Here is a 24,407-nt window from a genome sequence, read left to right as displayed (position 1 = left end):
ATGTGAAACTCGAGAGATGTAGCGAGTAGTGATATAATGTATATATTCGAAGCTGTAATTTTATAATCTAAGTCACAGATGAAGAGATTAGCGTTTCACTTTATATAAGATATAGAAAGAAGCTTGCGTTTTCACGTAAGCTTCTTTTTTATGTAAGTGTGTGTAACCGTTAAGCCGCATTGGGTTTTGTCGGTGAGTACGCGAAACTTTACGGTTACACGACACTTATTCATATGAGTAAAGGGTCATTCCAACAGAAAGTTTTAATTTAAGCGATTGGACCGCCTAAGTTAATAATATCTTCAGAAACGCTTTCGAACTTTTTGAAGTTCTCTTTGAATTCATTTGCAAGCTCGATTGCTTTTGCTTTGTAAGCAGCTTTATCAGCCCAAGTTTGTTCAGGCATTAACACTTCGTCAGGTACACCTGGTACGTGAAGTGGAACTTCAAGACCGAAGATGTCATGTTTAGCTGTTTCAGTTTTTGCAAGTTCGCCGCTTAATGCTGCTTGAATCATTGCACGAGTATAACCTAAGTTCATACGTTTACCAACGCCGTATTCGCCGCCAGTCCAGCCAGTATTTACTAGGAATACTTTTGCATCGTGTTTCTCGATTTTTTCACCAAGCATTTCAGCGTAGCGAGATGCATCAAGTGGTAAGAATGGTGAACCGAAGCAAGTTGAGAATGTAGCTTGCGGAGATGTAACGCCGCGCTCTGTTCCTGCTAGTTTACTAGTGTAACCACTTAAGAAATGATACATAGCTTGCTCTTTTGATAACTTACTGATTGGAGGCAATACGCCAGATGCATCAGCAGTTAAGAAAATGATTGTATTTGGGTGTCCAGCAACACTTGGTAGTACGATATTGTCGATCGCATGCATAGGGTATGCAGCACGAGTATTTTCTGTTAAAGTAGTATCGTTGTAGTCTGCGATACGCGTTTGGTTATTAATGATAACGTTTTCTAAAACAGATCCAAATTTGATTGCATCGAAAATTTGTGGTTCTTTCTCGTGAGAAAGGTTTACACATTTTGCATAGCAACCGCCTTCAATATTGAATACACCGTTATCAGACCAACCGTGCTCATCATCACCGATTAATTTACGGTTCGGATCAGCAGATAAAGTTGTTTTACCTGTTCCAGATAAACCGAAGAATAGTGCTACGTCACCTTCTTCACCTACGTTTGCAGAGCAATGCATAGAAAGAATATCTTGTTCAGGTAGTAAGAAGTTCATAATAGAGAAGATTGATTTTTTCATTTCTCCAGCGTATTCTGTACCACCAATTAGTACAATACGTTTTTCGAATGAAACCATAATGAATGCTTCAGAGTTTGTACCGTCAACAGCTGGATCAGCTTTGAAGTTCGGTGCAGAAACAATTGTGAACCCTGACTCATGAGTTGTTAATTCTTCTTCAGTTGGACGAATGAATAATTGATGTACAAATAAATTGTGCCATGCATATTCATTAATAACTTGAATTGGTAGGCGGTAATTGCGGTCAGCGCCTGCAAATCCTTTGAAGACGAATAACTCTTCTTTTTCTTTTAAGTATTCTAAAACTTTAGTATATAATTTATTAAAATGTTCTTCAGAAATCGGTTGGTTCACAGCTCCCCAAGCAATTTTGTCAGCAACCGATGCTTCTTTCACAATAAATTTATCTTTAGGAGAACGTCCTGTATATTTTCCTGTTGAAGCAGAAACGGCACCAGTAGAAGTTAATTTCCCTTCATTTCGCATTAATACTTTTTCCACTAATTGCGGAACACTTAGTTGAATCTGTGCATTGCTTCCGTTCAATAATTCGTGTAAACCAATTTGGACATTCACAGTACTCATATTTATATACCATCCTTTTCATTTAATGAAATATTTCTCGTAATCCCCAACAAGAGTATAACACAATTATATAAATAATGTATACTATTTATTTCTTTTTGTTTGTGTGAATGCATTATTTCCCTATTAATATTTCATTTCAGGCGTATTGAGAAAAACTTTCAGGAAAATGTGAATATTAATTGACAAATGAATATCATTTCTTTAGTATAGGTTGGGACGGATACTCTCTTATCCCGAGCTGGCGGAGGGACAGGCCCGATGAAGCCCAGCAACCTCACTTGTATTGATAAATGCAGGTGAATAGGTGCTAAAACCTGTGCGAGGCTACAGGTCTCGAACGATAAGAGCGAAGGGCAAAAAGCAGTATGCAAGTAGCAAATTAAACCTTTCCTCTATGTAAAGTAGGAAAGGTTTTTCTGTATGCTTGTGTGGGAGAATAAATGTATGTCGCAGTTTGTGGCAAATTAAGGATGAGTTCCGTACAATATATACAATTACTGTAGGGAGGTTTACCACATGACAAAAAAACGTCATCTGTTCACATCTGAGTCTGTAACTGAAGGACATCCAGATAAAATTTGTGACCAAATTTCTGATTCAATTTTAGATGCGATCTTATCAAAAGACGCAAATGCACGTGTAGCTTGTGAAACAACTGTAACAACTGGTTTAGTATTGGTAGCGGGGGAAATTACGACTTCTACTTACGTAGATATTCCGAAAATCGTTCGTGAAACAATTCAAGGCATTGGTTACACACGCGCAAAATACGGATTCGATGCAGAAACTTGTGCTGTTTTAACATCTATCGATGAGCAGTCTGCTGACATCGCTATGGGTGTTGACCAAGCGCTAGAAGCACGCGAAGGTCAAATGACTGACGCTGAGATTGAGGCAATTGGTGCAGGAGACCAAGGTTTAATGTTTGGTTTTGCATGTAATGAAACACAAGAATTAATGCCACTTCCAATCTCGCTTGCTCACAAATTAGCTCGCCGTTTAACTGAAGTACGTAAAGATGATACATTATCATACTTACGTCCAGATGGAAAAACGCAAGTTACAGTTGAGTATGATGAAAATGGTAAACCAGTACGTGTTGATACTATCGTAATTTCTACACAACATCACCCAGATGTTACATGGGAAGAAATCGATCGCGACTTAAAAGAGCACGTAATTAAAGCTGTAGTACCAGCAGAATTAATGGATGGAGAAACAAAATTCTTCATTAATCCAACTGGCCGCTTCGTAATTGGTGGACCACAAGGTGATGCTGGTTTAACAGGACGTAAAATCATCGTTGATACTTACGGTGGATACGCTCGCCACGGTGGCGGTGCATTCTCTGGTAAAGATGCAACAAAAGTTGACCGTTCTGCAGCATATGCAGCTCGTTATGTTGCGAAAAACATCGTAGCAGCTGGTCTTGCTGACAAAGCAGAAGTACAACTTGCATACGCAATCGGTGTAGCACAACCAGTATCAATTTCAGTTGATACATTCGGCACAGGTAAAGTATCTGAAGACGTATTAGTAGAACTAGTTCGTAACAACTTCGATCTTCGCCCAGCTGGTATTATTAAAATGCTAGACTTACGTCGCCCAATTTACAAACAAACAGCAGCTTACGGCCACTTCGGACGTACTGATGTAGATCTATCATGGGAACGTACAGACAAAGCTGCAGCTTTAAAAGAGCAAGCTGGTCTATAATATATGAAAAGAAGCTTTGCGCGGTGAGCGCAAAGCTTTTTTATTTTGTTTTACTTACAATTTGAATACATGAACTACAATATACTTCTCCATCTAGCTCAATATATTTTTTCATATTAGTCATGCCACTTGTTGGAAATGGCATATGAATCCAAGCCTTTTCATACGTTTGTATTTCCTTTTTACATGATTTACAAAGGGTGGGTTTCTTCTGGAACATATGTAATCAACCGTTCATTTGACGTGCTTTACCTGCGCAAAAGGCACTGCTTAGTAAAAATAGTGTGGCGAATATAATGCTTACTAATGTAGCGTATGGAATTGCGCCTTTTAAGGAAAAGCCGACAGTGATTGAAGCGATGAATAAGAGGATAAATGTTGTTGTTAATTTTTTATATAGTTCCATAATATGTAGACCTCCAATTTAATTTTTAGTACAAGTTTTAAAATTGAATTCTATTATGTAGAAAATATAAGGAGTAGCTAAAGATGTGTAGTCTAGGAGTATAAGAAAGTGTACTTTCCTTTTTGTGGGTTAGTATACTTATATTGTATCATGGTGCATGATTGGCTTCATACATAATTGTGTAAAGATATGTATGATAAAATGAAGAAAAGTCTTTAAGAAAGGAAAGATAAAAAATGAGTGTAACTGAACATAAAAAACAAGCTCCAAAAGAAGTGCGTTGCAAGATTGTTACGATTTCCGATACACGTACGGAGGAAACGGATAAGAGCGGACAACTATTACATGAATTGTTAAAAGAAGCGGGCCATACAGTGACCTCTTATGAAATTGTAAAAGATGATAAAGAAAGTATTCAGCAAGCAGTGTTAGCTGGTTATCATAAGGAAGATGTAGATGTTGTATTAACAAATGGCGGTACTGGTATTACGAAGCGTGATGTGACAATTGAAGCAGTATCAGCGTTATTAGATAAAGAAATTGTTGGATTTGGTGAGCTGTTCCGCATGATTAGTTATTTAGAAGACATCGGAAGCAGCGCAATGTTAAGTAGAGCGATCGGCGGTACAATTGGGCGCAAAGTAGTTTTCTCGATGCCAGGATCGAGCGGAGCAGTTCGCCTTGCGATGAATAAATTAATTTTACCGGAATTAGGCCATATTACATTTGAGCTGCATCGCCAATGAGTAAGTGGGCTGGAATTGTATTAGCAGGTGGTATGTCGAGTAGATTCGGTGAGCCGAAAGCGTTAGCAATTTGGAAGGGAACTACTTTTGTTGAGCATATTGTGAAAGTGATGGGAAATACCTTGCAAGACATTGTAGTAATCAGCCATACTGATATAAAAGAGCGAGTAGAGCAATTCGTACAAGTTCCTGTTATAGAAGACATTCCGCACTATAAAGGAAATGGACCGCTTGCCGGTATTGTATCAGGTATGGAATACATAGAAGCAGATTGGTACGCTATTATGCCTTGCGATGCACCAAACGTTTCGCATGAATGGTTTGCCATTTTACTAGAGCAAACGAGCAATGAATATGATGCGGTTGTACCTATTATTAATGGAAGAAAACAACCGCTACTTGCGGCGTATCATAACCGCGTGAAAGAAAAGATTTATGCTTTACTTCAAGATGAAAAAAGAAGTATGGGCCAGCTTTTATCACAATGTAATGTGAAGTATGTTTCTGGAGAAGATGTACAAGCGAATGCGGATTGGTTTATAAATGTAAATACGAAAGAAGAATATGTGCAGGCTCAAAAAGACCTTTCAAATGAATGAAAGGTTTTTTGATATACAGAATTGGGGAACAATTGCTGTATAAAGGTATGTGAGTAAGTTGATTTTAAGGGGAATTCTTAAAATCATTATACAGTTTAAAATACTGTATAACCATATATTAATTTTTTATGGGTTTTTATTACAAGTCTGTTTAGTTATGTTTATTTTTGATATAATTAATATAGAAATAAAACAATGTTTAACCTTATGTATCATTTATTAAACTAAAATTTATGACCATGTAATAAACTCCCTTCGTTTTTTTGAAGGGAGTTTTTCTATTTAAGCAAGCAACTCTGATGCGTTATGCTGCAGGACTTCTTCATATTGGTTAAGCAAACCGCGAAAGATCTCATCCCAGCTCTTTGATTTCGCAAAAGATGAAGCTGCTATTCCCATCTGCTCAAGTTTTTCTTCATTTTGTAATAAAAAATAAATGGATGATAGAAATGCATCTTCATTTTTAGGCGGACAAAGAACTCCCGTTTTTCCATCTGTAATAATATTTTTAACCCCGCCACTATTTGCACCAATGACAGGTGTACCGCATGCGAGTGATTCAAGTACGACATTTCCGAATGTTTCAGTAGCTGATGGAAATACCATTATGTTAGAACAAGCATATGCTTCAGCTAAATCTGCACTTTGTAAATAGCCAGTAAAAGTGATATTTGTTTTCGGAACAGCTTCACGTAAACTTGTTGCTAGAGGACCGTCTCCTGCGATGAGCCAATGAATATCGTTTCGAGTATGTGCTGTTTTAACGATAAGGTATTGCAGTGTATCAATATCTTTTTCAGGAGCAATTCGTCCAACATAGGAAAGGACATACTTCGCTGTAATATTATATTTTTTTCGGAATAGGTCTGTATTGTAAGCAGGATGAAAGAGTGTGCAATCTACACCACGTCCCCATATAGAGAGGGTCTGAAAGCCTTTGTTTTTTAATTGATGTAATGTTTCAAAGGAAGGTACAAAATTTTTTTGCATATGACTATGAAACCATTTTAAATAGTTCCACAGCATATTGGAGAGGAATTCGATTTTGTAATAACGTAAATAGGCATCGAAATCAGTATGATAAGAACCGACAACTGGGATGTTTAACTTTTTTGCATAATACAATCCACAAAGTCCCATGTTGAAAGGTGTGGCAATGTGAATAATGTCAGGTTTAAAGGAAAGTAGTTCCCGTTTAATGCGCGGAGTAGGAAAAGAAAAACGACATTCTGGATATAATATTGTTAACGGGATACTTCTCATCTTATTCACATTCGCTACAAAATTATCTTCAGCTGTATGCTGAGGGGCGAAAACAGAATAGGCGATCTGTTCTTTCTGAAAATATTGTGTTAATCGCTCTAACGTTTTCGCAACCCCGTTAATTTGTGGCGTAAAAGTATCGGTAAAAATGGCGACTCTCATCATATCACTCCTTTATGTGAAAAGTGGGATGAATTGATAAAAAGAGATGATGCCAGAGCAAGTGCCAAGGCACATACCGACGAATACATCTGACGGATAGTGAAGCCCTAAATAAATACGTGAAATACCGACGCATAATGCTAACGGTAATAGGAAAGCAAGTAAGCTTGGATTATAGCAAATAAATGGAATGAAGACAGAGAAAACGGCTGTTGTATGACCAGACGGGAAAGAGTGGTCTTTTAATGGATGGACTGGATATTTTGCATCCTGAATTGTTAAATAAGGACGTTTTCGCGGATACCACCTTTTTAATATTTGCACAGGAATATGGCTAATTGCTAACGAAATAGCAGTTGCAATTGCAGCTTGATGCAAAGTTCCCTTTGCGAAAATTAAAAAGAAAAGTGTGAGTGCGATGGAGAAAGTCGCGCCACCGATATGAGTAATATTGCTGAAAAAGATATTTAATGTTTTTTGATCAAAGTAGCGGTTAATTCCTCTGAAAATGTAACATTCTATTTTATATAATCCACTGACCTTCATGAAAATTCTCCTCCCTCATCTACATATATATGGAGATATTAGCTTTTATTTTAATAAGATTTTGTTGAGGGAGTAATAATGTTTTGTAAAGAAAAAGTTAGATTTTATATAAAAAAAGCTGCCAATCTTATGGCAGCGGAAATTTATTTCTGTAATGATTTATAATATTGACCTTTTTCAACGTATTGCGTGCGAATACGCTCCATATCTTTACGGTCTTCTTCTGTTAATTCACGAATGACTTTCGCGGGACGACCGAAAGCTAACGTGTTCGGCGGAATATTCTTTCCTTGTGAAACGAGGCTTCCAGCGCCGATAAAAGCTCCTTCGCCAATTTCAGCACCATCTAATATAATAGATCCCATTCCAATTAAAGCATCTTTCTTAATATGGCAACTATGTAAAATGACTTGATGCCCAATTGTTACGTCGTTTTCTAAAATAAGAGGATACTGCGGGCTTTGGTGAAGTGTACATTGGTCTTGTACATTTACTCGGTCTCCAATGATTGTCGGTGACACATCACCACGGATGACTGTATTAAACCAAATACTTGATTCCTCGCCAACGGAAACATCGCCTGTAATCGTAACATAGTCAGCGATAAAAGCACTACTCGCAATTTTCGGTTTTTTTTCTTTGTAAGGATATATCATGTAAAGTCTTCCTTTCCTAGAGACTAGTTTTAGTGTATCAAATTATGAGAAAGAGTGAAATGGAGGAGAGCCGTATGTGGAATTATGAAGCGGAGGAAGCAAAAGCTGTCATTGTTATTGTGCACGGCGCAATGGAATATCACGGACGTTACGAAGCAGTTGCGGAAATGTGGAATCATATCGGCTACCACGTCGTGATGGGGGATCTTCCGTCACATGGAACGACTTCAAGAAATAGAGGACATATTGATTCATTTGATGAATACATAGAGGAAGTTAAATTATGGGTGAAAGAAGCAAGAAAGTATAGGTTACCTATTTTTCTATTCGGTCATAGTATGGGTGGTCTTATTGTCATTCGTATGATGCAAGAAACGAAGAGAGAAGATGTAGAAGGTATTATTTTGAGTTCGCCTTGTTTAGGGGTAGTGACTGGACCCTCTGCTCCGCTTCAATTTGCTTCAAGAATATTAAATGTTGTGGCTCCAAAATTGCAATTTGCAACGAATCTTACGGTGGAAATGTCAACACGTAACCATGAAGTGAGAGATGCAATGGAGAATGATTCTTTGTTCTTGCGCAAAGTATCAGTACGTTGGTATAGTGAATTGATTAAGTCTATCGAAATTGCTCATAAAAAAATAGATGATTTTCCAGATGTTCCGCTCTTGCTAATGCAAGCTTGTGAGGATAAACTTGTAGATAAAACACGTGTCCGCACTTGGTTTGATAATGTTAAAATAAGTGATAAGGCTTTTAAAGAATGGCCGAATTGTTATCACGAGCTATTAAATGAGTATGAGCGTGATGAAATTTTGAGTTATATTCAGTCATTTACTGAAATGCATGTCAATAATATAGTAAAAACAAACAAATAAATCATTATTTGTACATTTAATAGAGGAGATGAAGGAAGAAGTGAACGTACCGAGTAATCCCATAACGCTCATGGCGAAAGTATACCGTGATGTGTTTCCGGTTGTACACCATGAGCTAGCGATGTGGAAAGAGCGTGCCTACCATATTCCGAATGATGAGCTTCATAGTCAGGCAATCGCAAGTATTGAGCATAAAACGTTTCATTGTGAGGGCGGTGGCATTTTAGCTCTGCTAGCAAATGAACACCGAGAAGAATGTATTCGTTTTATCGTAGCGTATCAAACGATCAGCGACTATTTAGATAATTTATGTGATCGCAGTACATCACTTGATCCAAATGATTTTGCTGCACTGCATGAATCGATGTTAATGGCATTATCACCTGAAGTAGAAGGTGGCGGTAATTATTATCGTTATCGTGATGATCAAGATGATGGTGGTTATTTAGATGAACTTGTTGAAACATGCCAAGATGTTTTAAAGAAAACGAAGCACTATGACAAAATTGCTCCTGTTCTGCATGAACTTGCTTGTTATTATTGTGATTTGCAAATTCATAAACACGTGAAGTTAGAAGAAAGAGAGCCGCGCCTGAAAACTTGGTTTGAAGCACATAAAGAAAACTTACCTGAGATGAGTTGGTTTGAATTTTCAGCATGTGCCGGTTCTACACTTGGAATTTTCTGTCTTGTAGCATATGCATTTCATGATGAATTACATGATGAAGATATTGCGAAAATTAGACAAGGGTACTTCCCTTACGTACAAGGACTTCATATCTTACTTGATTATTTCATCGATCAAGAAGAAGACCGCATAGGCGGGGATTTGAATTTCTGTAGTTATTATGAAAACGAGCAAGCTATATTAGATCGTATGAAACACTTTGTAGAAGAAGCAGAGAAGAGCATTGGTGATTTGCCTCATGCGAAGTTTCATCGTCTCATAAGCCGAGGATTACTTGGTATTTATTTATCAGATCAAAAAGTATCAGCACAAAAGAATATGCACAAAATGGCACGGCGCATTGTAAAATACGGAGGCCTCACTTCACGATTCTTCTATTGGAACGGGAAGATGTACCGAAAGAAAATGGCACAGTGACGAAGAAAACCACTCATGTAGAGTGGTTTTCTTTTCATTATGATCGTATTTTTGAAAATACATATATAAGAAGTTCAATTGCGAAAATAACTAAAACAGATAGTCCGAATAAAGGCATGACAGCGCCTAGTATAACCATCAGGATAAAGAAAACGAGTACGCTTTTCTTATCTCTTTGCTTTGGAGGTGCTGCTAATTTTCCTTTCGGCTTTCTTGCTAACCACATTTTTACTCCGTAATAAATAAGAAGTAGTAGAGATAATGTCGTTAGTAAGCATAATATTTTATTTGGCCATCCAAATAAATGTCCTTCGTGAAGTGGGATACCGTAAGTGAACCATTGTGCAAGTAATCCATAATCACGATAGTCCGTTTTTGAAATGAGTTTCCCGCTATATTGATCAAAGTAAGCTGTTATCTCTTCATTTGGTGCAACATGCATACCTGTAATACCAGAACCGCTCGATTTCGAAATAGTAAATACACCTTTCGTATCAGCTGGTAGTGAGATCACATATGGCTTCTTTATTTCAATTCCTTTTTGTAATTCATCGATAGAAATTGCTTTCGGTTCATTTGAATTCGATTCAGGTGGAGCTTCTTTTCTTGTTGCCCACGGCAATTCTTTTACCTTTGATTCAGGCGGTGCCATGTACAATTTTGGATATCCGAGTGATTCATTAGAAGATGCAATTTTATAAATTTGGTTCCCCATAAATCCTGACCACGGCAATCCAGATGCGACTAGCAGAAAGAGAGGAATTGTAAATATAATACCGATAATAGAATGACGTCTTTTTGCTTTTTCTCGCTTATTGGATGATGGTGTATTTTTGAATTGGCGTATACTCATGTACAATCCGGTTACGATTAAAAAGATTGTCCAGCATGCCGCAAGTTCTACAGTATAGTTGACGACAGTGCCACCAACTAAAAGAGAACTATGTAATTCCCGCATGATATTGGCAAACGTTTCACTTGCGTTTTGATCCCCAACAATTTGATTATTACTATCTAAATACACATATTTTTGTTGCCCAGTATACTCATTTGCAATCGTAAGTCTTGTATTATAATCCCCATTAAATTCACTAATTTTCGCCACGCTATAATGGGGATATTTTTTCTCTGTTAAGAGAAGCGAATCAGCCATCGAAATAGACTCTGTTTGGGCACTCTTCCCAAAATATAAATCTTTATAGATGAAATCTTCAACCTCTTCCCGAAATAAATACCCAATTCCGCTCAGTGACAAAGTAATAAGAAGCGGTGTAATAAAAAGCCCTGCATAAAAATGCCAACGCCAAAAAATGTAATGAAGCGAACGATTTACTTTCATACTTTCAGTTCCCCTAACCTTCCCTATATGAATAACTACTTATTTAATATAGCGAGATTAAGTGTGGATACTTTGAAAGAATTGTGAAGAATGTTAAAAGTTTTTAGGGGTTTCAACAAACATAAAACACATTTCAAAAGGAAGGTGTTCAATGTTTATAAATGTTTCTTCTTATTTGATAAATACATTTCAACAACCGCATCAGCAAGACATTGAGCAGAATCAACAAAATCCTCATCCGCCACAACGTTCAAATCAGTACATGCGATAATAGCGGTATCTACTTCAGCTTTTAACTGTACAACGAGCACACTCCATAATTTTCGAGCTTCTTCAATTTCTCCGCCTTTAATACAAGTAATAATTTGATTAATGCTTTCCTGCCATTGTTCGTTATGAATGTACTCTATATTACGCTTTGCAATCCCGTCTTGATAAATACCAGCTTGGATTGTCGCTTCTGTTGCGAGAAGCGTGACTCTTTTTATATTTTCAGGAATTGTTTGTAACGTCTCATCGACGATATTTAAAATCGGAATGGAAAGAGAATGTTGTAATTCCTCAAAATAAAGATGCGCCGTATTGCACGGCATAGCAATAAATTCTACGCCAGTACTTTCAAGTTTTTGTGCTCCTTCAATAATCGCTTTTTTCATCGCTTCGTGATCAATAGGGCGATCCATGTAAAACGGTGTTGGGCACGAATAGATCATCATATGAGGAAAGTCCATATCATGTTTTGCTCCGTATATTGTTTGACACTTTGCTACAACTGTATCGACGAATGGCCCAGTCGATTTTGGTCCCATTCCTGCTAGTATTCCGATCATTGTTTTGTCTCCTTTAATATGTAATTAAAAACGTTTTTTGCGAACGATAAAAAGAAATAAAGTAAGTAATAAAAATGAATATAGGATAGCCCAAGCTGTGAGCCATAGTGTGTGAGTCAGTATATTAAATTTGTATTGTCCAAGCATTAGAAAGCTTTCGACAGGTGGTAAAAACCATAGTAACTCTTTTTTAAACCGGATGGAGGCGATCGTTATAAGTAATATAAATGTCAGGCTAAGCCAAGCTGTGCTTGCTTTTTGAATCATATTTCTAGTAAATAAAGTTGCAATTGAAATTCCTAGTATAGAGAAAGACATGTGAGCGAGAAATCCGACTAGAAATAAAGAAACTGTCATTTCTTCATTAAACATTTGCAAAATAATTGGGTAGATTATGGATATAAAAGATAAAACAGTACAAATGAGAAGAGCCGTAATGTATTTACCAACATATAGTGCAGAAATATTATTTGTGTGAGAAATAGTAATTTGTTCTTGTACAGGGTCTTCCGTATGAAAAATTGTGACTGTAATCCAAGCAGATAATAAATAAAGTGCGAGTGCCGTTTCTAAGTATGTCGGTACAATAGGAGTCGGTTTATATGTATATACAAAAAGTAAGCTCACAAAGTACATCGCAATAGGAGGGACGTACTTATACGATTTTGTATAGTCGAGAAAATGGTAACGAATAAGCGCGAACATAATAAACCTTCTTTCGATTTAAAAGTTAGGTTGTAGCAGTGTGATAGATGCTTTTTTATGTAATAAAAACTGAAGCATTTCGTTTGTATATTCTTTTTCGATTTGTAATTGAATAAGGTTTTGATTTGAATTGTATGCAACGTGTATAAAACCAGATTGCTTTTGTAGTTCTATCGCTGAAAATGTGTCGTGAACGATTGCCTCAATATAGATTTGTTCCGTTAATTTTTGTACAAAAGTATCTGCTGTGATTGTATGATTTGCTAACGTCACAATTCTATCGGCGAAGTTTTCTAATAGTTGTTTTTCATGACATGTGAAGAGTATAGATATACCTTGTTGTTTTAATGATAGTAAAATATGTTCTAATTCTTGCTGAGAGTTAGGATCGAGCCCAGAAAGCGGTTCGTCTAAAATTAATAAATGTACGTCCGTAAGTAATGCTTGCATAATGCCTGTTTTTTGTTTCATACCTTTTGATAAGTTTCGTACAACGGAATGCCTTGCATGATGTAAGTGAAAAGACTCAAGGAGCATCGGAATTTTATTTCTTACATATGTTGTTGATAAACCGTGAATGCAGCCGAGATGATATAAATAATCTTCTAATGTAAAACGAATACCTTCAGGAAAATATTCAGGTACATAACCGATTTGTATATGTTCTTTCCTTTGAATTGTCCCTGTTGTAGGTGAAATAAAGCCTGCAATTATTTTGAGTAGAGTACTTTTTCCAGTCCCGTTCCCGCCAACAATGGCGAGTGCTTCTCCTTCTGGAATGGATAAATCAATGTTGTCTAGTATAAGTGATTTGCCATACTTCTTTTGAATTCCCCGTAGTTCTACTAGCAAAGTTCTACCCTTCTTTCTTCGGATATTGTATATATCCATTATATAGGAGGATAACAAAAAGACGTGCGGTGAATGCACGTCTTTTTTTGTTACGTTTTGTCGAACAATCGATATATCCGAGAAATCGTTGATATATTGTAAGTTATGATAGATATATCGAAAAAATCGTTGATATATTATCGCTTTTCAATCGCCACAATAAATGGCGGGTTATTTTGCTGGTTAATGAAGCCATATCGTAGTACGTGAGCTTGTTTTTGGTCTAGTTTTTCAGCAAATGTAAGTACAGCGTCGCGTTCTAATTGTCCTTCTGGATGTCCGTGGTAAATGACAAGAACGATGATACCTTCAGGTGCCATTACTTCTAATAGTTGTTCGATCGCTGAGATTGTTGAGTTCGGTTTTGTAACGATATGCTTGTCTCCGCCTGGAAGGTAACCTAAGTTGAAAATTGCGCCTGTTACTTTTCCTTTTGCATCTTCTGGTAATACGGATAGAAGAGTATCGTGACTATTGTGAACTAAAACAGTACGTTCAAAAAGTTCTTTTTCTTTTAGACGAGTTGTTGAGCTTTCGATTGCCTCTTTTTGAATATCAAATCCAAATACTTTTCCGCTATCTCCAACGATTTCAGCTAGGAAGCAAGTGTCATGGCCGTTTCCTAAAGTTGCATCTACAGCGTAATCGCCTTCTTTTACTGCCGTTTGCAGAAGCGAGCGAGCAAACGGTAATACACGTTCTAATTTCATTTTTGTTTCTCCTCATTTGCATATTTTCCTTGCCAGCTTCCGCGGCGTACAAATTCTGCATCGATGGAATTTAATACTTCCCATTTATTTAAGCTCCACATTGGACCGATCATTAAATCAGGTGGACCGTCACCTGTGATACGGTGCACAATTACGTCTTTTGGAATAATTTCAAGTTGATCAACAACGAGACTTACGTAATCCTCAAGAGAAAGGAATTCTAGTTGTCCTTTTTCATATTGCTTCACCATTGGCGTTCCTTTTAATAAGTGAAGTAAGTGGATTTTAATTCCTTGTACATCAAGCTTGGCTACTTCACGAGCTGTTTCCATCATCATGTCGTAATCTTCAAGTGGAAGACCGTTAATAATATGAGAGCAAACTTTAATGCCGTGCTTACGTAATTTATTTACACCTTCCACATAAGACGGATAATCGTGAGCGCGATTAATAAGATTTGCAGTACGTTCATGAACGGTTTGTAGTCCGAGTTCAACCCAAAGGTACGTACGTTTATTTAAGTCCGCTAAATATTCAACAACATCGTCCGGTAAACAATCTGGACGAGTTGCGATAGAAAGACCGACAACGTCTTTTTCTGCTAGAAGCGGTTCGAATTTTTCTTTTAACACTTCAAGTGGAGCATGTGTATTTGTGTACGCCTGGAAATAAGCTATACATTTTCCGTCTTTCCACTTTGAGCGCATTTTTTCTTTCATTTCATGATATTGCGTTATAACATCATCGCGGCGATCGCCAGCGAAGTCACCAGATCCAGCAGCACTGCAAAATGTACAACCGCCATAAGCAACTGTACCGTCACGGTTCGGGCAATCGAAGCCAGCATCTAATGAAACTTTAAAGATTTTTTCACCAAATTCATTTCGTAAATGATAATTCCATGTATGATAACGTTTATTATCGTTTGTATATGGAAAAGGGTTTTGAACCTTCATTACTTTCCCTCCTAAGCCGAGTCAAAATAACACAAAATCCATTATAACATACTCATAAGGTTCATAAGGAAGGGACACACTAAAGGGGAATTGAAGCAAGGAGGGACAATTATGGCAGAGCGTCAATCACTTGAATCGTATATTACACAAGCGGAACAAGCGGTGGAATATGCGAAAGAACAATTAGACCAAGGTATGAGACAAGAGCATTATAATACGATGGAGTATTCGGATGCGCAGTTGCAATTAGAACAAGCATATAATGATTTACAAACGATGCAACAACATGCAAATGATGAGCAACGTGAGCAGCTAAATAGAGCACGCATGGCAATTCGCCAACTGCAACATCAAATGATTATTACACCGCACTAATAAGGAGTGAATGTAATGGCGAAACGTTCAGATCAAAATAATCCAGAGCAAAAAACGCAAAATGGACATAACGCTGAATTTTCGAATGAACTTGATCCGATTGTTCAAGTAAAACAGCGTAATAGTAAAAAAGGACAACCGCAAAAATCGAAGCAATCAGAGTAAACCAGGTCGCAATATGACCTGGTTTTATTTTGTTATATGACAATAATGTAAGATTACCGTAAGGTTTGTCGATAGTTGTGAGCAACTTTCTTCAGTAGAGTAAGGAAGGATTAAATTTTATACAAGGAGTTGCTTTATGGGGAACAATATTACAAACAAGCGAATTGATGAGTTAGATTACATTCGTGGCTTTGCACTACTAGGGATTATTTTAGTAAATATTCTCGCACTACTTAACATTAAAATTCCAGATCCTAATACAGTGAATGCTAGCTATCAAAGATTTTTATACTTATTTGTAGAAGGTCGTTTCTTCTCAATCTTCTCATTCTTATTTGGAGTGGGATTCTATATCTTTATTTCAAGAGCGATTGCGAAAGGGAAGAATGGCTATGTTTTATTTTTACGTCGCTTAGTAGCATTATTTATTTTTGGTCTAATTCATCAAATGTTTCAGCCTGGAGAAGCATTAGCATTATACGCAATTTGCGGGTTAATCGTTTTACCGTTTTATAAAGCGAAAAAAGAAGTGAACTTAGTACTAGGACTTATTTTGACAATTGCCTTCAGTGTAATGGGAGTTAAAGAGTTATTACCACTTGGCTTAATTTTATTGGGGCTTGCTGCAGGACAATATCGTGTATTTGAAAATCTCACGCAAAATATAAAGAAAGTCGCTATTTTTACAGGTATTATGTTTGTTTTAAGTGTCATAGCTGTATGGTATCAATATGGGCACGTTCCTGCTGAACCATTTATAAATATGATACTTGAGAATGAGGATGGAACAATGAATGCTGCAAGCCAATTTTTAAAAATTGGTGTTACAGTTGGACCGATTATTTCAGCTTTCTATGTTGGAGCATTAATTTTATTACTTCAATTAAAACCAATTCAAACATTGTTAGCACCACTGAAATATTATGGCCGAATGGCTTTAACGAATTATATTGGACAAACTGCAATGATTTTAATCGCAGGAAGTGTATTTAACTTTGCAGAAAACTTAACGTACATGCAGACGTTATATGTGTGTATTGCAATTTATGCAATTCAAATTGTATTTAGTGTAATTTGGATGAAGGTCTTTAAAATGGGGCCATTAGAATGGATTTGGCGAGTTGTTACGTATTGGACGGTAACACCTTTAAAGAAATAAAGAGAAAAGTGGGCTGTTCCTTTTGTGGAGCAGCCTATTTTTTATTGTCATCTTATTCGGTAAGGCGATATTCCTTCGCGAATCGCTGATAAAAGTGGGGAAATCGCTAATAAAATTTTCATTTATCAACGAACCTTACACACTCATCTTTTTTATATTACAAAAGTGTAAGGTAAATGTAATGTTAACAAATAGCAGTTCACTTCCAAAAAGCGCAAAATAGGTAATGGAAAAACAAGCGTAGGAGGATATATATGACGAAACCAGTTGTAGACGTGAAAAACGTCCAAAAAGTGTACGGTAAAAAAGGTGAGAACCAATCACATGCGTTAAAAGGTGTTTCATTCTCAATTCAAGAGGGTGAGTTTGTAGGGATTATGGGACCATCTGGTTCTGGTAAAACGACATTATTAAACGTAATTTCAACACTTGATAAAGCAACGGGCGGCGTTGTTGAAATTGCGGGCACGGATATTACGAAAATGAAACAAGGTGAGCTTTCTGATTTTCGTTCACAAAAGTTAGGATTCATTTTCCAAGACTTCAACTTATTAGAGAACTTATCTATTTATGAAAATATTGCACTTCCACTTTCTCTTCAAGGTGTTTCATCACGTAACATTGGACCAAAAGTAGAAAAAGTAGCGGGTATGTTAGGGATTACAGAAATTCTTCAAAAGTATCCATCTGAAGTATCTGGTGGGCAGAAACAACGTTCAGCAGCAGCGCGCGCACTTGTGCATGAGCCAGCAATTATTTTAGGGGATGAGCCAACAGGAGCTCTTGATTCTAAAAATGCAGCGAGCTTACTTGATGCGATGACAAACTTAAACAAAGAACAAGGCGTATCTATTATGATGGTTACACATGATCCGTATAGTGCAAGTTATTGTCAGCGAATTTTATTCATTCAAGATGGTGAGCTGTATAAAGAAATTCATCGCGGTGGTACACGTGAAGAGTTTTATAAAGAAATTTTAGATGTGCTTGCGGACCTAGGCACACAAAAAGCGTAAGAAAGGAGGTTCTAGAGCATGTTATTCAAACTTTCCATGTCGGGGCTGAAGAGTAAGCTGAAAGATTATATCGTCTTACTTGTTGGTCTTGTCATGTCTATCTCAATTTTTTATATGTTCCAAACGTTAGCGCTGAATAAAGCGTTTATCGAATCTAACTCAGTTATTCAATCAATTGGATTCGTATTCCAAGCAGGTTCATTTTTACTAGCTATTATAACGTTCTTCTATATTTTATATGCGAACTCGTTTCTACTATCTCTTCGTCAAAAAGAGTTTGGTATGTATATGATGTTAGGAGCAAAAAAGCATAAAGTTACATTACTTATGTTTATTGAAACGATTGTATTAGGTGCTGCGTCTCTTGCAATCGGAATTGCGGTTGGTGTAGGACTTGCAGAAGGTATTGGTCAATTATTAATGAAACAATTGGAATTTGCTGGTGAAGGCTATAAAGCATTTTACCTTCCATCTATGACTGTTACTTGCATCTTCTTCTTTGCGCTATTTGTATTATCAGCAATTATGAACAGTATTAAATTATCACGTATTTCTGTACTGCAACTTGTACATGCGGATGCACAAACAGAGCGTGTTGCGGTAAAAGGAAAAATGACAGGTGTCGTTGCAATCCTTGCTGTTATTTTATTAGGAATTGGCTATGCATCAATGATTTACATGGAAAAACTAAGAGAAATGGGAATCCTTATTGCATTAATTACAACAACAGCTGGTACTTACATGCTATTTGGATCACTTCTTCCAGTTATTATGAAAAAGTTAAAAAGTAATAAAAAGCGTAGTGAAAAAGGGCTTAACGCTTTTACATTTGCTCAATTAAATTTCCGCATTAATAGTTTAACGAAAGTACTTGCGACAGTAGCGATGTTAGTAGCGCTTGGAGCTGGTGCGATTTCAGGTGGTATGGCGTTTAAAAATAACGTTATAAAAATGGTTGATGGTTTAGTAATATATGATTCAGTAGTTCATAATCCAACAGCTGAAGAGAAGAAAATTTTAGATGGTATATCATTTAAAAATAAAGCTGAGTACCGTTATAAAGTAGACGACAAATATATTTATTATGTAAAAGAAGATTTAGAGAAACATAAGCCATTTATTCGAGATGGTGTAGGTAAAGAAAGTTTCGGTAAATATAAAGAAATTTCAGGAGAAGCTCCAGTAGGTACAGTAGCAGGAGTGAGATCAGAACAAGATAAAAATGAAAAAGCAATGCCTGAAGAATGGGATGAGGCATTTAGAACAATCCAACCATATTATATATACCAAGATCGTGCCATTAAAGTTGTAGATCAAAAAATGTACGATACTGTAAATGGTAAAGAAGGAATCGTATTTACTGGAAAAACAGACGATTTCGTAGCATACACAAAAGAATGGAAAAAAATTGACGAGTTGCAGCTAGCTAAATATAAAAATGTAAAAGCTGAACAAATGGATAGTAAATATCAAGCTTATAGTGGGTTCTATGGCATTGCGAGTGGAACAGTATTTATGGGATTCTTCCTTGGAATTGCGTTCTTAGCAATGATGGCAAGCTGTCTTATGTTTAAAATTCTTTCTGGTGCATCAAAAGATATTACGCGTTATCAAATGCTTCGTAAAATCGGTGTGCGCCGTGAGTTATTAACGAAATCGATTTATAAAGAGTTATTCTTAGTATTCTTATTCCCAGCAATTGTGGGTATCGCTCACGTATTAGTTGGTATGAATATTTTCGGATTTATTTTAATCGATCCGTACTTCCGTATTTGGGTACCAATTGTAATTTTCGTAGTTATTTATGCGATTTATTACTTCATTACAGTTCAATTGTATAAAGGAATTGTTCTTCCGAAAGAAGATTAATAATAAAAACCGAGCAAAAACGCTCGGTTTTTATTATTTTCAGAAAAAATACTTTAATGTTACTGAAATGTATAATATAATGTAAGTAAGTAACGTAATATAAAAGTAGAAGTAGCTGTATAAGGAAAGGAGGAATCCAATCTGTAGAAAGAAGCTGAACTTTTATCCCCACATTTTTTTACCGCAACGTATTTATACAATCGTAAGTTTCCACATTGAAAGTTTTCAGAACCACCTGAGTATATTGTGAAAATAATGGATAACACATGGAAATCTCATAGCATGATAAGGTAAAATGGACAACATAATGAGAAAATTACCGTTCATAAGATGAGGAGAATACATGTATGGAAGTTGTAGAGGCATTAAAAGATATAAGCCAAATTGAGGCTATGAAAAAATATTTAAAAGAGCACTCCCAGCGAGATTATCTTTTATTTGTTATTGGAATTAACACAGGATTAAAAATTACAGAACTACTTAGCATGAAATTTGAAGATGTATTAAATGAAGACGGGACTGTTAAAGAGTTTTATGCTCTTCCTGTGAAAGATGAAAAATTTAAACAAGATATTTATTTAAATACAAAAGTAAAAGAAGCGCTTTTAGATTACGTACAATCTATTGGCGTTAAAAGAGAAAATTACGTATTCCAATCTAATAAAACGCCAAATTCAATTACGCGCCAACAAGCGTATCGTGTAATTCATAATGCTGCAGAAGCAGTTGGAGTTGTTGGTAAGATCGGAACGAATTCAATGCGAAAAACGTTTGGATTTCATGCGTACAAAAGAGGGATAGCGATTGCGCTATTGCAAAAACATTTTCATCACGCGACTCCATCAGAGACGCTAAAGTATTTAGGTATCTCAAAGGATGAGACCTTTAAAACGGAGATTGATGTCGATTTATAAAAGCCGTAACTAAAAAAATTAGGAGGCGGAAAATATGAATATTAGAGAGAGTGAACTGCCGGGTATTGGATGTAAGTTTGAAGTGATTACAAAAGGTAATGAAAAGATGGTTATCGTTATTCATGATGATGGCCGAAGAGAAATGTACCATTTTGATGCTGATCATGAGGAGAGTATTTCAAGCGTCTCGCTTCGAGATTCCGAAGCGAGACAAATTGCAGCTATATTGGGCGGAATGGTATATAGACCACAAGCTTTAGATACGATTGAAATGGCTTTTGAAGGGTTATCAATTGAGTGGTTTAAGGTGGAAAATAATGCACCAGTCGTACAAAAAACAATTGGTAGTTTACATGTCCGAAACGCATATAACGTAACAATTATTGCCATTTTGAAAAAGAATATGAAGAAGTTCTTTAATCCAGGCCCAGATTCTATCATTGAAGCTGGCGATATGCTCGTATTATCAGGCGAAAGACATGAAGTAAAAAGAATTATTAATGAGTTGCTTTCAGTAGGAGGGGATTCATAATCGATGGATACTTTAATCTTTGAAGTTGGAACTGCGTTAGTATTAGTCGCTTTTGCAGCTATTCTCGCTGCAAAGTTAAAGTTCTCGATTATTCCGTTTCTCATTATACTCGGTATGTTAGTGGGGCCTCATGCCCCAGATTTAGGGCTTATCGATTTAAGATTTATTGAAAGCGGAGAAGTTATTTCCTTCCTCGGCCGTGTTGGCGTTATATTCCTCTTATTCTATTTAGGCTTAGAATTCTCAATTAAAAAATTAATTAAATCAGGAAAATCAATTGCTTTTGGGGGAACTGTTCATATATCGCTTAATTTTATATTAGGTTTACTTTACGGATATATAATGGGTTTCCCCTTATTAGAAACATTAATTATTGCTGGGATCATAACAATTTCATCGAGTGCAATTGTTGCGAAAGTAATTGTTGATTTAAGAAGATCTGGTAATAAAGAGACGGAGCTAATTTTAGGAATCATTATGTTTGATGATATCTTTTTAGCGGTATATTTATCAGTCGTTTCAGGATTAGTACTCGGAGGGGCAACGTCATTTGTAGGTGCTCTTACATCTATTTTAATCGCGGTAGGGTATATGCTACTATTCTTTGTAGTTGCTAGAAAAGCTACGCGATTTTTAAATAAAATGTTAGATATTTCATCCAATGAAATTTTTATTATTGTAATATTCGCTATTTTGTTCTTTGTAGCAGGATTTTCAGAAACGATTCATGTTGCAGAGGCGATTGGAGCATTATTACTAGGACTCGTCTTTTCAGAAACGGAGCATAGTGATCGGATTGAACAGCTCGTTGTTCCGTTTCGTGATTTCTTTGGAGCTATATTCTTTTTCAGCTTCGGTTTAAGTATAGATCCATTTTCACTTGGAGGAGCAGTGTGGTTGGCATTAGGAGCAGTTTTCATTACTCTTATCGGTAATTTTACCGCTGGAATGGCTGCAGGGCGTAAAGCGGGATTATCGCATAAGGCTTCTACGAATATTGGTTTAACACTTGTATCACGCGGAGAGTTTTCCATTATCGTCGCGAATATTGGAATTGCGGGCGGCTTAATGGCAACGATTAAACCATTCTCAGCCCTGTATGTTTTAATATTGGCATCGTTAGGACCTTTGTTAACGAAAGAATCTGGGAGAATATATTCAGTATTAGATAAAATATTTAAATGGAGCGCTAAAGAACGTGCGAAGCGAGAAAAAGAAGTTGGATAATATAAATAAGGGAGACTGCATGAAGTTCATGCAGTCTCCCTTATTTATATATTGTTACTGATGTCGTTTTTTGTCAGTAAGTCGATATAATTGAAAAATCGCTGATATATTTTCATGCAGCAACCAATATAATTTCATTTACCGACGAACCATTATCTGAATTTCATCAACTATTAATCAGTTGCCTTCCTATTTAAAAACGACTACAATTTTACTGTTATATATATGAACGAAAAAAATAGAATAGGAGGGGAAACTATGCCAAGGAAAGTATGGCTATTAGTAGCTGGGATGATTATTAATGTCACGGGTGCTTCTTTTTTATGGCCTTTTAATACAATTTATTTGCATGATCACCTAGGAAAATCTTTATCTGTGGCCGGAATGGTATTAATGATCAACTCGCTTACTGGTGTAATCGGAAACTTGCTCGGTGGTGTTTTATTTGATAAATGGGGCGGCTATAAATCAATTTTAGTAGGGATTGTGATTACACTTGTATCAATTTTAGGTCTTGTGTTCTTCCACGGTTGGCCGTTATATGTTGTGTGGCTAGCGTTAATCGGCTTCGGTTCTGGAATGGTCTTCCCATCGATGTATGCGATGGTCGGTACGGTTTGGCCAGAAGGCGGCAGACGAGCATTTAATGCGATGTACGTTGGACAAAACGTTGGTATTGCGATCGGAACAGCATGTGGTGGATTAGTTGCTTCGTATCGTTTTGATTATATTTTCTTAGCGAACTTTATTTTATACTTTGTTTTCTTCTTAATTGCTTTTATTGGATTCCGTGGTATGGAAGACAAGAAGGATCCAAGAGTGCAAAAAGAAGTCGAAATGAAAAAAGGTTGGTCACTTACACCTGGATTTAAAGCACTTCTTATCGTGTGTGTAGCATATGCTTTATGCTGGGTTACATACGTACAGTGGCAAGGGGCGATTGCAACACATATGCAAGAATTGAATATTAGCCTTCGTCACTATAGTTTATTATGGACGATAAACGGAGCAATGATCGTTTGTGCGCAGCCGCTAGTTAGTATGCTAATTCGCTGGATGAAGCGTTCTTTAAAACAGCAAATTATGATTGGAATTATCATTTTTGCGGCGTCATTCGTTGTATTAAGTCAAGCGCAGCAATTTACGATGTTCCTCGTTGCGATGGTAACATTAACAATTGGTGAGTTATTTGTATGGCCTGCGGTTCCAACGATTGCAAATATACTTGCACCAAAAGATAAATTAGGGTTTTATCAAGGGATCGTAAATAGCGCGGCGACTGTAGGGAAAATGTTCGGGCCGGTCGTTGGCGGAGCGATTGTGGATTTATACAATATGGAAGTATTGTTTATAGCAATCATGGTAATGCTTGTAGTAGCGCTTATAGCAACGAGCATTTATGATAAACGAGTAAAAGTAGAAGAAACAGTTGAAGAAAAAATTGCAGTTTAGTTTGACGGAACATGTAACATGTTTTAGAATATATTTAAATAAAATAACCTTTTGAACAAGGGAGATAGCTCGGCTGTCTTAAGACGAATTCGTTAGTTATTAAAAGTAACGAATAACCGAGAAGCCCGCTTTAAGTAAGCTTTTTAGAGATACTAAGTGGAGGGTAGTTCACATTAACTCATATGTGTAATAACAGTGAGAAGGAGTAGTAGTAATAGAAGCGGGTTTAGAGAGTTGACGGTCGGTGCAAGTCAATCCACGTTTCGTTATGAACTCGCCTTTGAGTTGCAGTTGTGAAACTAATAGTAGCAATTGCCGTTAATCCACGTTAC

Annotated in this window: 26 protein-coding genes, 1 riboswitch and 1 other annotated feature (1 of these 28 only partly in view); of the genes, 14 read left to right on the top strand and 12 right to left on the bottom strand. The window is 36.6% G+C overall.

Going from position 1 to position 24,407, the window contains the following annotated elements; genetic code table 11:
• Positions 1 to 268 precede the first annotated feature (268 nt).
• Entirely contained in the window at positions 269 to 1,855 is a 1,587-nt protein-coding gene (gene pckA / locus MHI26_RS24425) for a phosphoenolpyruvate carboxykinase (ATP) (protein WP_000108813.1), read from the bottom strand.
• A gap of 228 nt (positions 1,856 to 2,083) precedes the next feature.
• Positions 2,084 to 2,205: riboswitch (SAM riboswitch) on the top strand.
• Positions 2,206 to 2,374: 169 nt separating this feature from the next.
• Here pckA and metK point away from each other — a divergent pair.
• Entirely contained in the window at positions 2,375 to 3,574 is a 1,200-nt protein-coding gene (gene metK / locus MHI26_RS24420) for a methionine adenosyltransferase (RefSeq protein ID WP_000163117.1), read from the top strand.
• 40 nt (positions 3,575 to 3,614) lie between these two features.
• Here the strand turns inward: metK and MHI26_RS24415 are convergent, their stop codons facing one another.
• On the bottom strand, positions 3,615 to 3,794 hold the full coding sequence (locus tag MHI26_RS24415; RefSeq protein ID WP_000486787.1) for a hypothetical protein: 180 nt from the start codon (positions 3,792 to 3,794) through the stop codon (positions 3,615 to 3,617).
• Positions 3,795 to 3,800: 6 nt separating this feature from the next.
• Positions 3,801 to 3,980 (bottom strand): hypothetical protein, encoded by a 180-nt coding sequence (locus tag MHI26_RS24410; RefSeq protein WP_000424798.1) that lies wholly within the window; start codon positions 3,978 to 3,980, stop codon positions 3,801 to 3,803.
• A gap of 236 nt (positions 3,981 to 4,216) precedes the next feature.
• On the opposite strand from MHI26_RS24410, the gene MHI26_RS24405 reads away from it, so the two are divergent.
• Together MHI26_RS24405 and MHI26_RS24400 are read left to right on the top strand one after the other, a co-directional pair.
• Positions 4,217 to 4,726, top strand: a complete 510-nt coding sequence (locus MHI26_RS24405) for a MogA/MoaB family molybdenum cofactor biosynthesis protein (protein ID WP_000117130.1) — start codon at positions 4,217 to 4,219, stop codon at positions 4,724 to 4,726.
• A complete protein-coding gene (locus MHI26_RS24400) occupies positions 4,723 to 5,325 on the top strand; it encodes a molybdenum cofactor guanylyltransferase (protein ID WP_061667133.1) in 603 nt (200 codons plus the stop codon). Before MHI26_RS24405 ends, MHI26_RS24400 begins: the two co-directional genes overlap by 4 nt.
• A 282-nt stretch (positions 5,326 to 5,607) precedes the next feature.
• On the opposite strand, the gene MHI26_RS24395 is transcribed toward MHI26_RS24400, so the two are convergent.
• The 3 genes from MHI26_RS24395 to MHI26_RS24385 all read right to left on the bottom strand — a co-directional run bounded on the left by MHI26_RS24395 (position 5,608) and on the right by MHI26_RS24385 (position 7,952).
• Positions 5,608 to 6,750: a glycosyltransferase family 4 protein gene (locus MHI26_RS24395; RefSeq protein WP_061667134.1), complete on the bottom strand. Its 1,143-nt coding sequence runs from the start codon at positions 6,748 to 6,750 to the stop codon at positions 5,608 to 5,610.
• A gap of 12 nt (positions 6,751 to 6,762) precedes the next feature.
• Entirely contained in the window at positions 6,763 to 7,296 is a 534-nt protein-coding gene (locus tag MHI26_RS24390) for a phosphatase PAP2 family protein (protein WP_000868592.1), read from the bottom strand.
• 143 nt (positions 7,297 to 7,439) lie between these two features.
• On the bottom strand, positions 7,440 to 7,952 hold the full coding sequence (locus tag MHI26_RS24385) for a gamma carbonic anhydrase (RefSeq protein WP_061667135.1): 513 nt from the start codon (positions 7,950 to 7,952) through the stop codon (positions 7,440 to 7,442).
• A 74-nt stretch (positions 7,953 to 8,026) separates the two neighbouring features.
• On the opposite strand from MHI26_RS24385, the gene MHI26_RS24380 reads away from it, so the two are divergent.
• Positions 8,027 to 8,830 (top strand): alpha/beta hydrolase, encoded by an 804-nt coding sequence (locus MHI26_RS24380; protein ID WP_000267424.1) that lies wholly within the window; start codon positions 8,027 to 8,029, stop codon positions 8,828 to 8,830.
• Between the two features lie 40 nt (positions 8,831 to 8,870).
• Positions 8,871 to 9,935, top strand: a complete 1,065-nt coding sequence (locus tag MHI26_RS24375; protein WP_061667136.1) for a tetraprenyl-beta-curcumene synthase family protein — start codon at positions 8,871 to 8,873, stop codon at positions 9,933 to 9,935.
• A 37-nt stretch (positions 9,936 to 9,972) separates the two neighbouring features.
• Here the strand turns inward: MHI26_RS24375 and MHI26_RS24370 are convergent, their stop codons facing one another.
• The 6 genes from MHI26_RS24370 to MHI26_RS24345 all read right to left on the bottom strand — a co-directional run bounded on the left by MHI26_RS24370 (position 9,973) and on the right by MHI26_RS24345 (position 15,366).
• Positions 9,973 to 11,274: a PepSY-associated TM helix domain-containing protein gene (locus tag MHI26_RS24370; RefSeq protein ID WP_000867819.1), complete on the bottom strand. Its 1,302-nt coding sequence runs from the start codon at positions 11,272 to 11,274 to the stop codon at positions 9,973 to 9,975.
• Between the two features lie 155 nt (positions 11,275 to 11,429).
• Positions 11,430 to 12,104 carry an aspartate/glutamate racemase family protein gene (locus MHI26_RS24365; protein WP_061667137.1) on the bottom strand — a complete coding sequence of 225 codons (675 nt, stop codon included), beginning with the start codon at positions 12,102 to 12,104 and terminating at the stop codon, positions 11,430 to 11,432.
• 24 nt (positions 12,105 to 12,128) lie between these two features.
• Complete coding sequence (locus MHI26_RS24360) at positions 12,129 to 12,809, bottom strand: hypothetical protein (protein ID WP_000457772.1); 681 nt, start codon at positions 12,807 to 12,809, stop codon at positions 12,129 to 12,131.
• Between the two features lie 18 nt (positions 12,810 to 12,827).
• Positions 12,828 to 13,661, bottom strand: a complete 834-nt coding sequence (locus MHI26_RS24355) for an ABC transporter ATP-binding protein (RefSeq protein ID WP_000959739.1) — start codon at positions 13,659 to 13,661, stop codon at positions 12,828 to 12,830.
• A 176-nt stretch (positions 13,662 to 13,837) separates the two neighbouring features.
• The gene (locus MHI26_RS24350) at positions 13,838 to 14,410 is read right to left on the bottom strand and encodes a class I SAM-dependent methyltransferase (RefSeq protein ID WP_061667138.1); all 573 of its coding nucleotides are present in this window, start codon (positions 14,408 to 14,410) and stop codon (positions 13,838 to 13,840) included.
• Entirely contained in the window at positions 14,407 to 15,366 is a 960-nt protein-coding gene (locus MHI26_RS24345) for a TIGR01212 family radical SAM protein (protein WP_061667139.1), read from the bottom strand. Before MHI26_RS24345 ends, MHI26_RS24350 begins: the two co-directional genes overlap by 4 nt.
• A 111-nt stretch (positions 15,367 to 15,477) precedes the next feature.
• Between MHI26_RS24345 and MHI26_RS24340 the strand changes: the two genes are divergently transcribed.
• The 9 genes from MHI26_RS24340 (at position 15,478) to MHI26_RS24300 (ending at position 24,075) form a co-directional block, all read left to right on the top strand.
• On the top strand, positions 15,478 to 15,741 hold the full coding sequence (locus MHI26_RS24340; RefSeq protein ID WP_000840869.1) for a YtzC family protein: 264 nt from the start codon (positions 15,478 to 15,480) through the stop codon (positions 15,739 to 15,741).
• Between the two features lie 15 nt (positions 15,742 to 15,756).
• Positions 15,757 to 15,906: a hypothetical protein gene (locus MHI26_RS24335; RefSeq protein WP_001129340.1), complete on the top strand. Its 150-nt coding sequence runs from the start codon at positions 15,757 to 15,759 to the stop codon at positions 15,904 to 15,906.
• Positions 15,907 to 16,042: 136 nt separating this feature from the next.
• Positions 16,043 to 17,065: a DUF418 domain-containing protein gene (locus MHI26_RS24330; RefSeq protein WP_061667140.1), complete on the top strand. Its 1,023-nt coding sequence runs from the start codon at positions 16,043 to 16,045 to the stop codon at positions 17,063 to 17,065.
• Positions 17,066 to 17,319: 254 nt separating this feature from the next.
• Positions 17,320 to 18,081, top strand: a complete 762-nt coding sequence (locus MHI26_RS24325) for an ABC transporter ATP-binding protein (protein ID WP_000165856.1) — start codon at positions 17,320 to 17,322, stop codon at positions 18,079 to 18,081.
• 18 nt (positions 18,082 to 18,099) lie between these two features.
• Positions 18,100 to 19,950: an FtsX-like permease family protein gene (locus MHI26_RS24320; protein WP_000897773.1), complete on the top strand. Its 1,851-nt coding sequence runs from the start codon at positions 18,100 to 18,102 to the stop codon at positions 19,948 to 19,950.
• 347 nt (positions 19,951 to 20,297) lie between these two features.
• Positions 20,298 to 20,864 carry a tyrosine-type recombinase/integrase gene (locus MHI26_RS24315; RefSeq protein ID WP_000454206.1) on the top strand — a complete coding sequence of 189 codons (567 nt, stop codon included), beginning with the start codon at positions 20,298 to 20,300 and terminating at the stop codon, positions 20,862 to 20,864.
• A 34-nt stretch (positions 20,865 to 20,898) separates the two neighbouring features.
• Positions 20,899 to 21,396, top strand: a complete 498-nt coding sequence (locus tag MHI26_RS24310) for a cation:proton antiporter regulatory subunit (protein ID WP_061667141.1) — start codon at positions 20,899 to 20,901, stop codon at positions 21,394 to 21,396.
• A 3-nt stretch (positions 21,397 to 21,399) separates the two neighbouring features.
• Positions 21,400 to 22,623, top strand: a complete 1,224-nt coding sequence (locus tag MHI26_RS24305; protein ID WP_000380172.1) for a cation:proton antiporter — start codon at positions 21,400 to 21,402, stop codon at positions 22,621 to 22,623.
• A gap of 258 nt (positions 22,624 to 22,881) precedes the next feature.
• A complete protein-coding gene (locus MHI26_RS24300; protein ID WP_061667142.1) occupies positions 22,882 to 24,075 on the top strand; it encodes an MDR family MFS transporter in 1,194 nt (397 codons plus the stop codon).
• A 186-nt stretch (positions 24,076 to 24,261) separates the two neighbouring features.
• Positions 24,262 to 24,407 (top strand) — a binding site (T-box leader) (it continues 74 nt past the right edge of the window).

It is taken from the genome of Bacillus sp. FSL K6-1218, from assembly GCF_038006445.1.
Lineage (GTDB): Bacteria > Bacillota > Bacilli > Bacillales > Bacillaceae_G > Bacillus_A > Bacillus_A thuringiensis_S.
Note: the sequence above shows the minus strand (reverse complement) of the source record. Positions and strands in the feature narration are given on the sequence as shown.

Coding starts and splice junctions, on each gene's coding strand:
- MHI26_RS24385 (WP_061667135.1), bottom strand. CDS start 7,952: ATGATATATCCTTACAAAGAAAAAAAACCGAAAATTGCGAGTAGTGCT.
- MHI26_RS24345 (WP_061667139.1), bottom strand. CDS start 15,366: ATGAAGGTTCAAAACCCTTTTCCATATACAAACGATAATAAACGTTAT.
- MHI26_RS24360 (WP_000457772.1), bottom strand. CDS start 12,809: ATGTTCGCGCTTATTCGTTACCATTTTCTCGACTATACAAAATCGTAT.
- MHI26_RS24400 (WP_061667133.1), top strand. CDS start 4,723: ATGAGTAAGTGGGCTGGAATTGTATTAGCAGGTGGTATGTCGAGTAGA.
- MHI26_RS24300 (WP_061667142.1), top strand. CDS start 22,882: ATGCCAAGGAAAGTATGGCTATTAGTAGCTGGGATGATTATTAATGTC.
- MHI26_RS24335 (WP_001129340.1), top strand. CDS start 15,757: ATGGCGAAACGTTCAGATCAAAATAATCCAGAGCAAAAAACGCAAAAT.
- MHI26_RS24325 (WP_000165856.1), top strand. CDS start 17,320: ATGACGAAACCAGTTGTAGACGTGAAAAACGTCCAAAAAGTGTACGGT.
- MHI26_RS24415 (WP_000486787.1), bottom strand. CDS start 3,794: ATGTTCCAGAAGAAACCCACCCTTTGTAAATCATGTAAAAAGGAAATA.
- MHI26_RS24370 (WP_000867819.1), bottom strand. CDS start 11,274: ATGAAAGTAAATCGTTCGCTTCATTACATTTTTTGGCGTTGGCATTTT.
- MHI26_RS24365 (WP_061667137.1), bottom strand. CDS start 12,104: ATGATCGGAATACTAGCAGGAATGGGACCAAAATCGACTGGGCCATTC.
- MHI26_RS24390 (WP_000868592.1), bottom strand. CDS start 7,296: ATGAAGGTCAGTGGATTATATAAAATAGAATGTTACATTTTCAGAGGA.
- MHI26_RS24315 (WP_000454206.1), top strand. CDS start 20,298: ATGGAAGTTGTAGAGGCATTAAAAGATATAAGCCAAATTGAGGCTATG.
- pckA (WP_000108813.1), bottom strand. CDS start 1,855: ATGAGTACTGTGAATGTCCAAATTGGTTTACACGAATTATTGAACGGA.
- MHI26_RS24305 (WP_000380172.1), top strand. CDS start 21,400: ATGGATACTTTAATCTTTGAAGTTGGAACTGCGTTAGTATTAGTCGCT.
- MHI26_RS24410 (WP_000424798.1), bottom strand. CDS start 3,980: ATGGAACTATATAAAAAATTAACAACAACATTTATCCTCTTATTCATC.
- MHI26_RS24330 (WP_061667140.1), top strand. CDS start 16,043: ATGGGGAACAATATTACAAACAAGCGAATTGATGAGTTAGATTACATT.
- MHI26_RS24350 (WP_061667138.1), bottom strand. CDS start 14,410: ATGAAATTAGAACGTGTATTACCGTTTGCTCGCTCGCTTCTGCAAACG.
- MHI26_RS24320 (WP_000897773.1), top strand. CDS start 18,100: ATGTTATTCAAACTTTCCATGTCGGGGCTGAAGAGTAAGCTGAAAGAT.
- MHI26_RS24340 (WP_000840869.1), top strand. CDS start 15,478: ATGGCAGAGCGTCAATCACTTGAATCGTATATTACACAAGCGGAACAA.
- MHI26_RS24405 (WP_000117130.1), top strand. CDS start 4,217: ATGAGTGTAACTGAACATAAAAAACAAGCTCCAAAAGAAGTGCGTTGC.
- MHI26_RS24395 (WP_061667134.1), bottom strand. CDS start 6,750: ATGAGAGTCGCCATTTTTACCGATACTTTTACGCCACAAATTAACGGG.
- MHI26_RS24310 (WP_061667141.1), top strand. CDS start 20,899: ATGAATATTAGAGAGAGTGAACTGCCGGGTATTGGATGTAAGTTTGAA.
- metK (WP_000163117.1), top strand. CDS start 2,375: ATGACAAAAAAACGTCATCTGTTCACATCTGAGTCTGTAACTGAAGGA.
- MHI26_RS24380 (WP_000267424.1), top strand. CDS start 8,027: ATGTGGAATTATGAAGCGGAGGAAGCAAAAGCTGTCATTGTTATTGTG.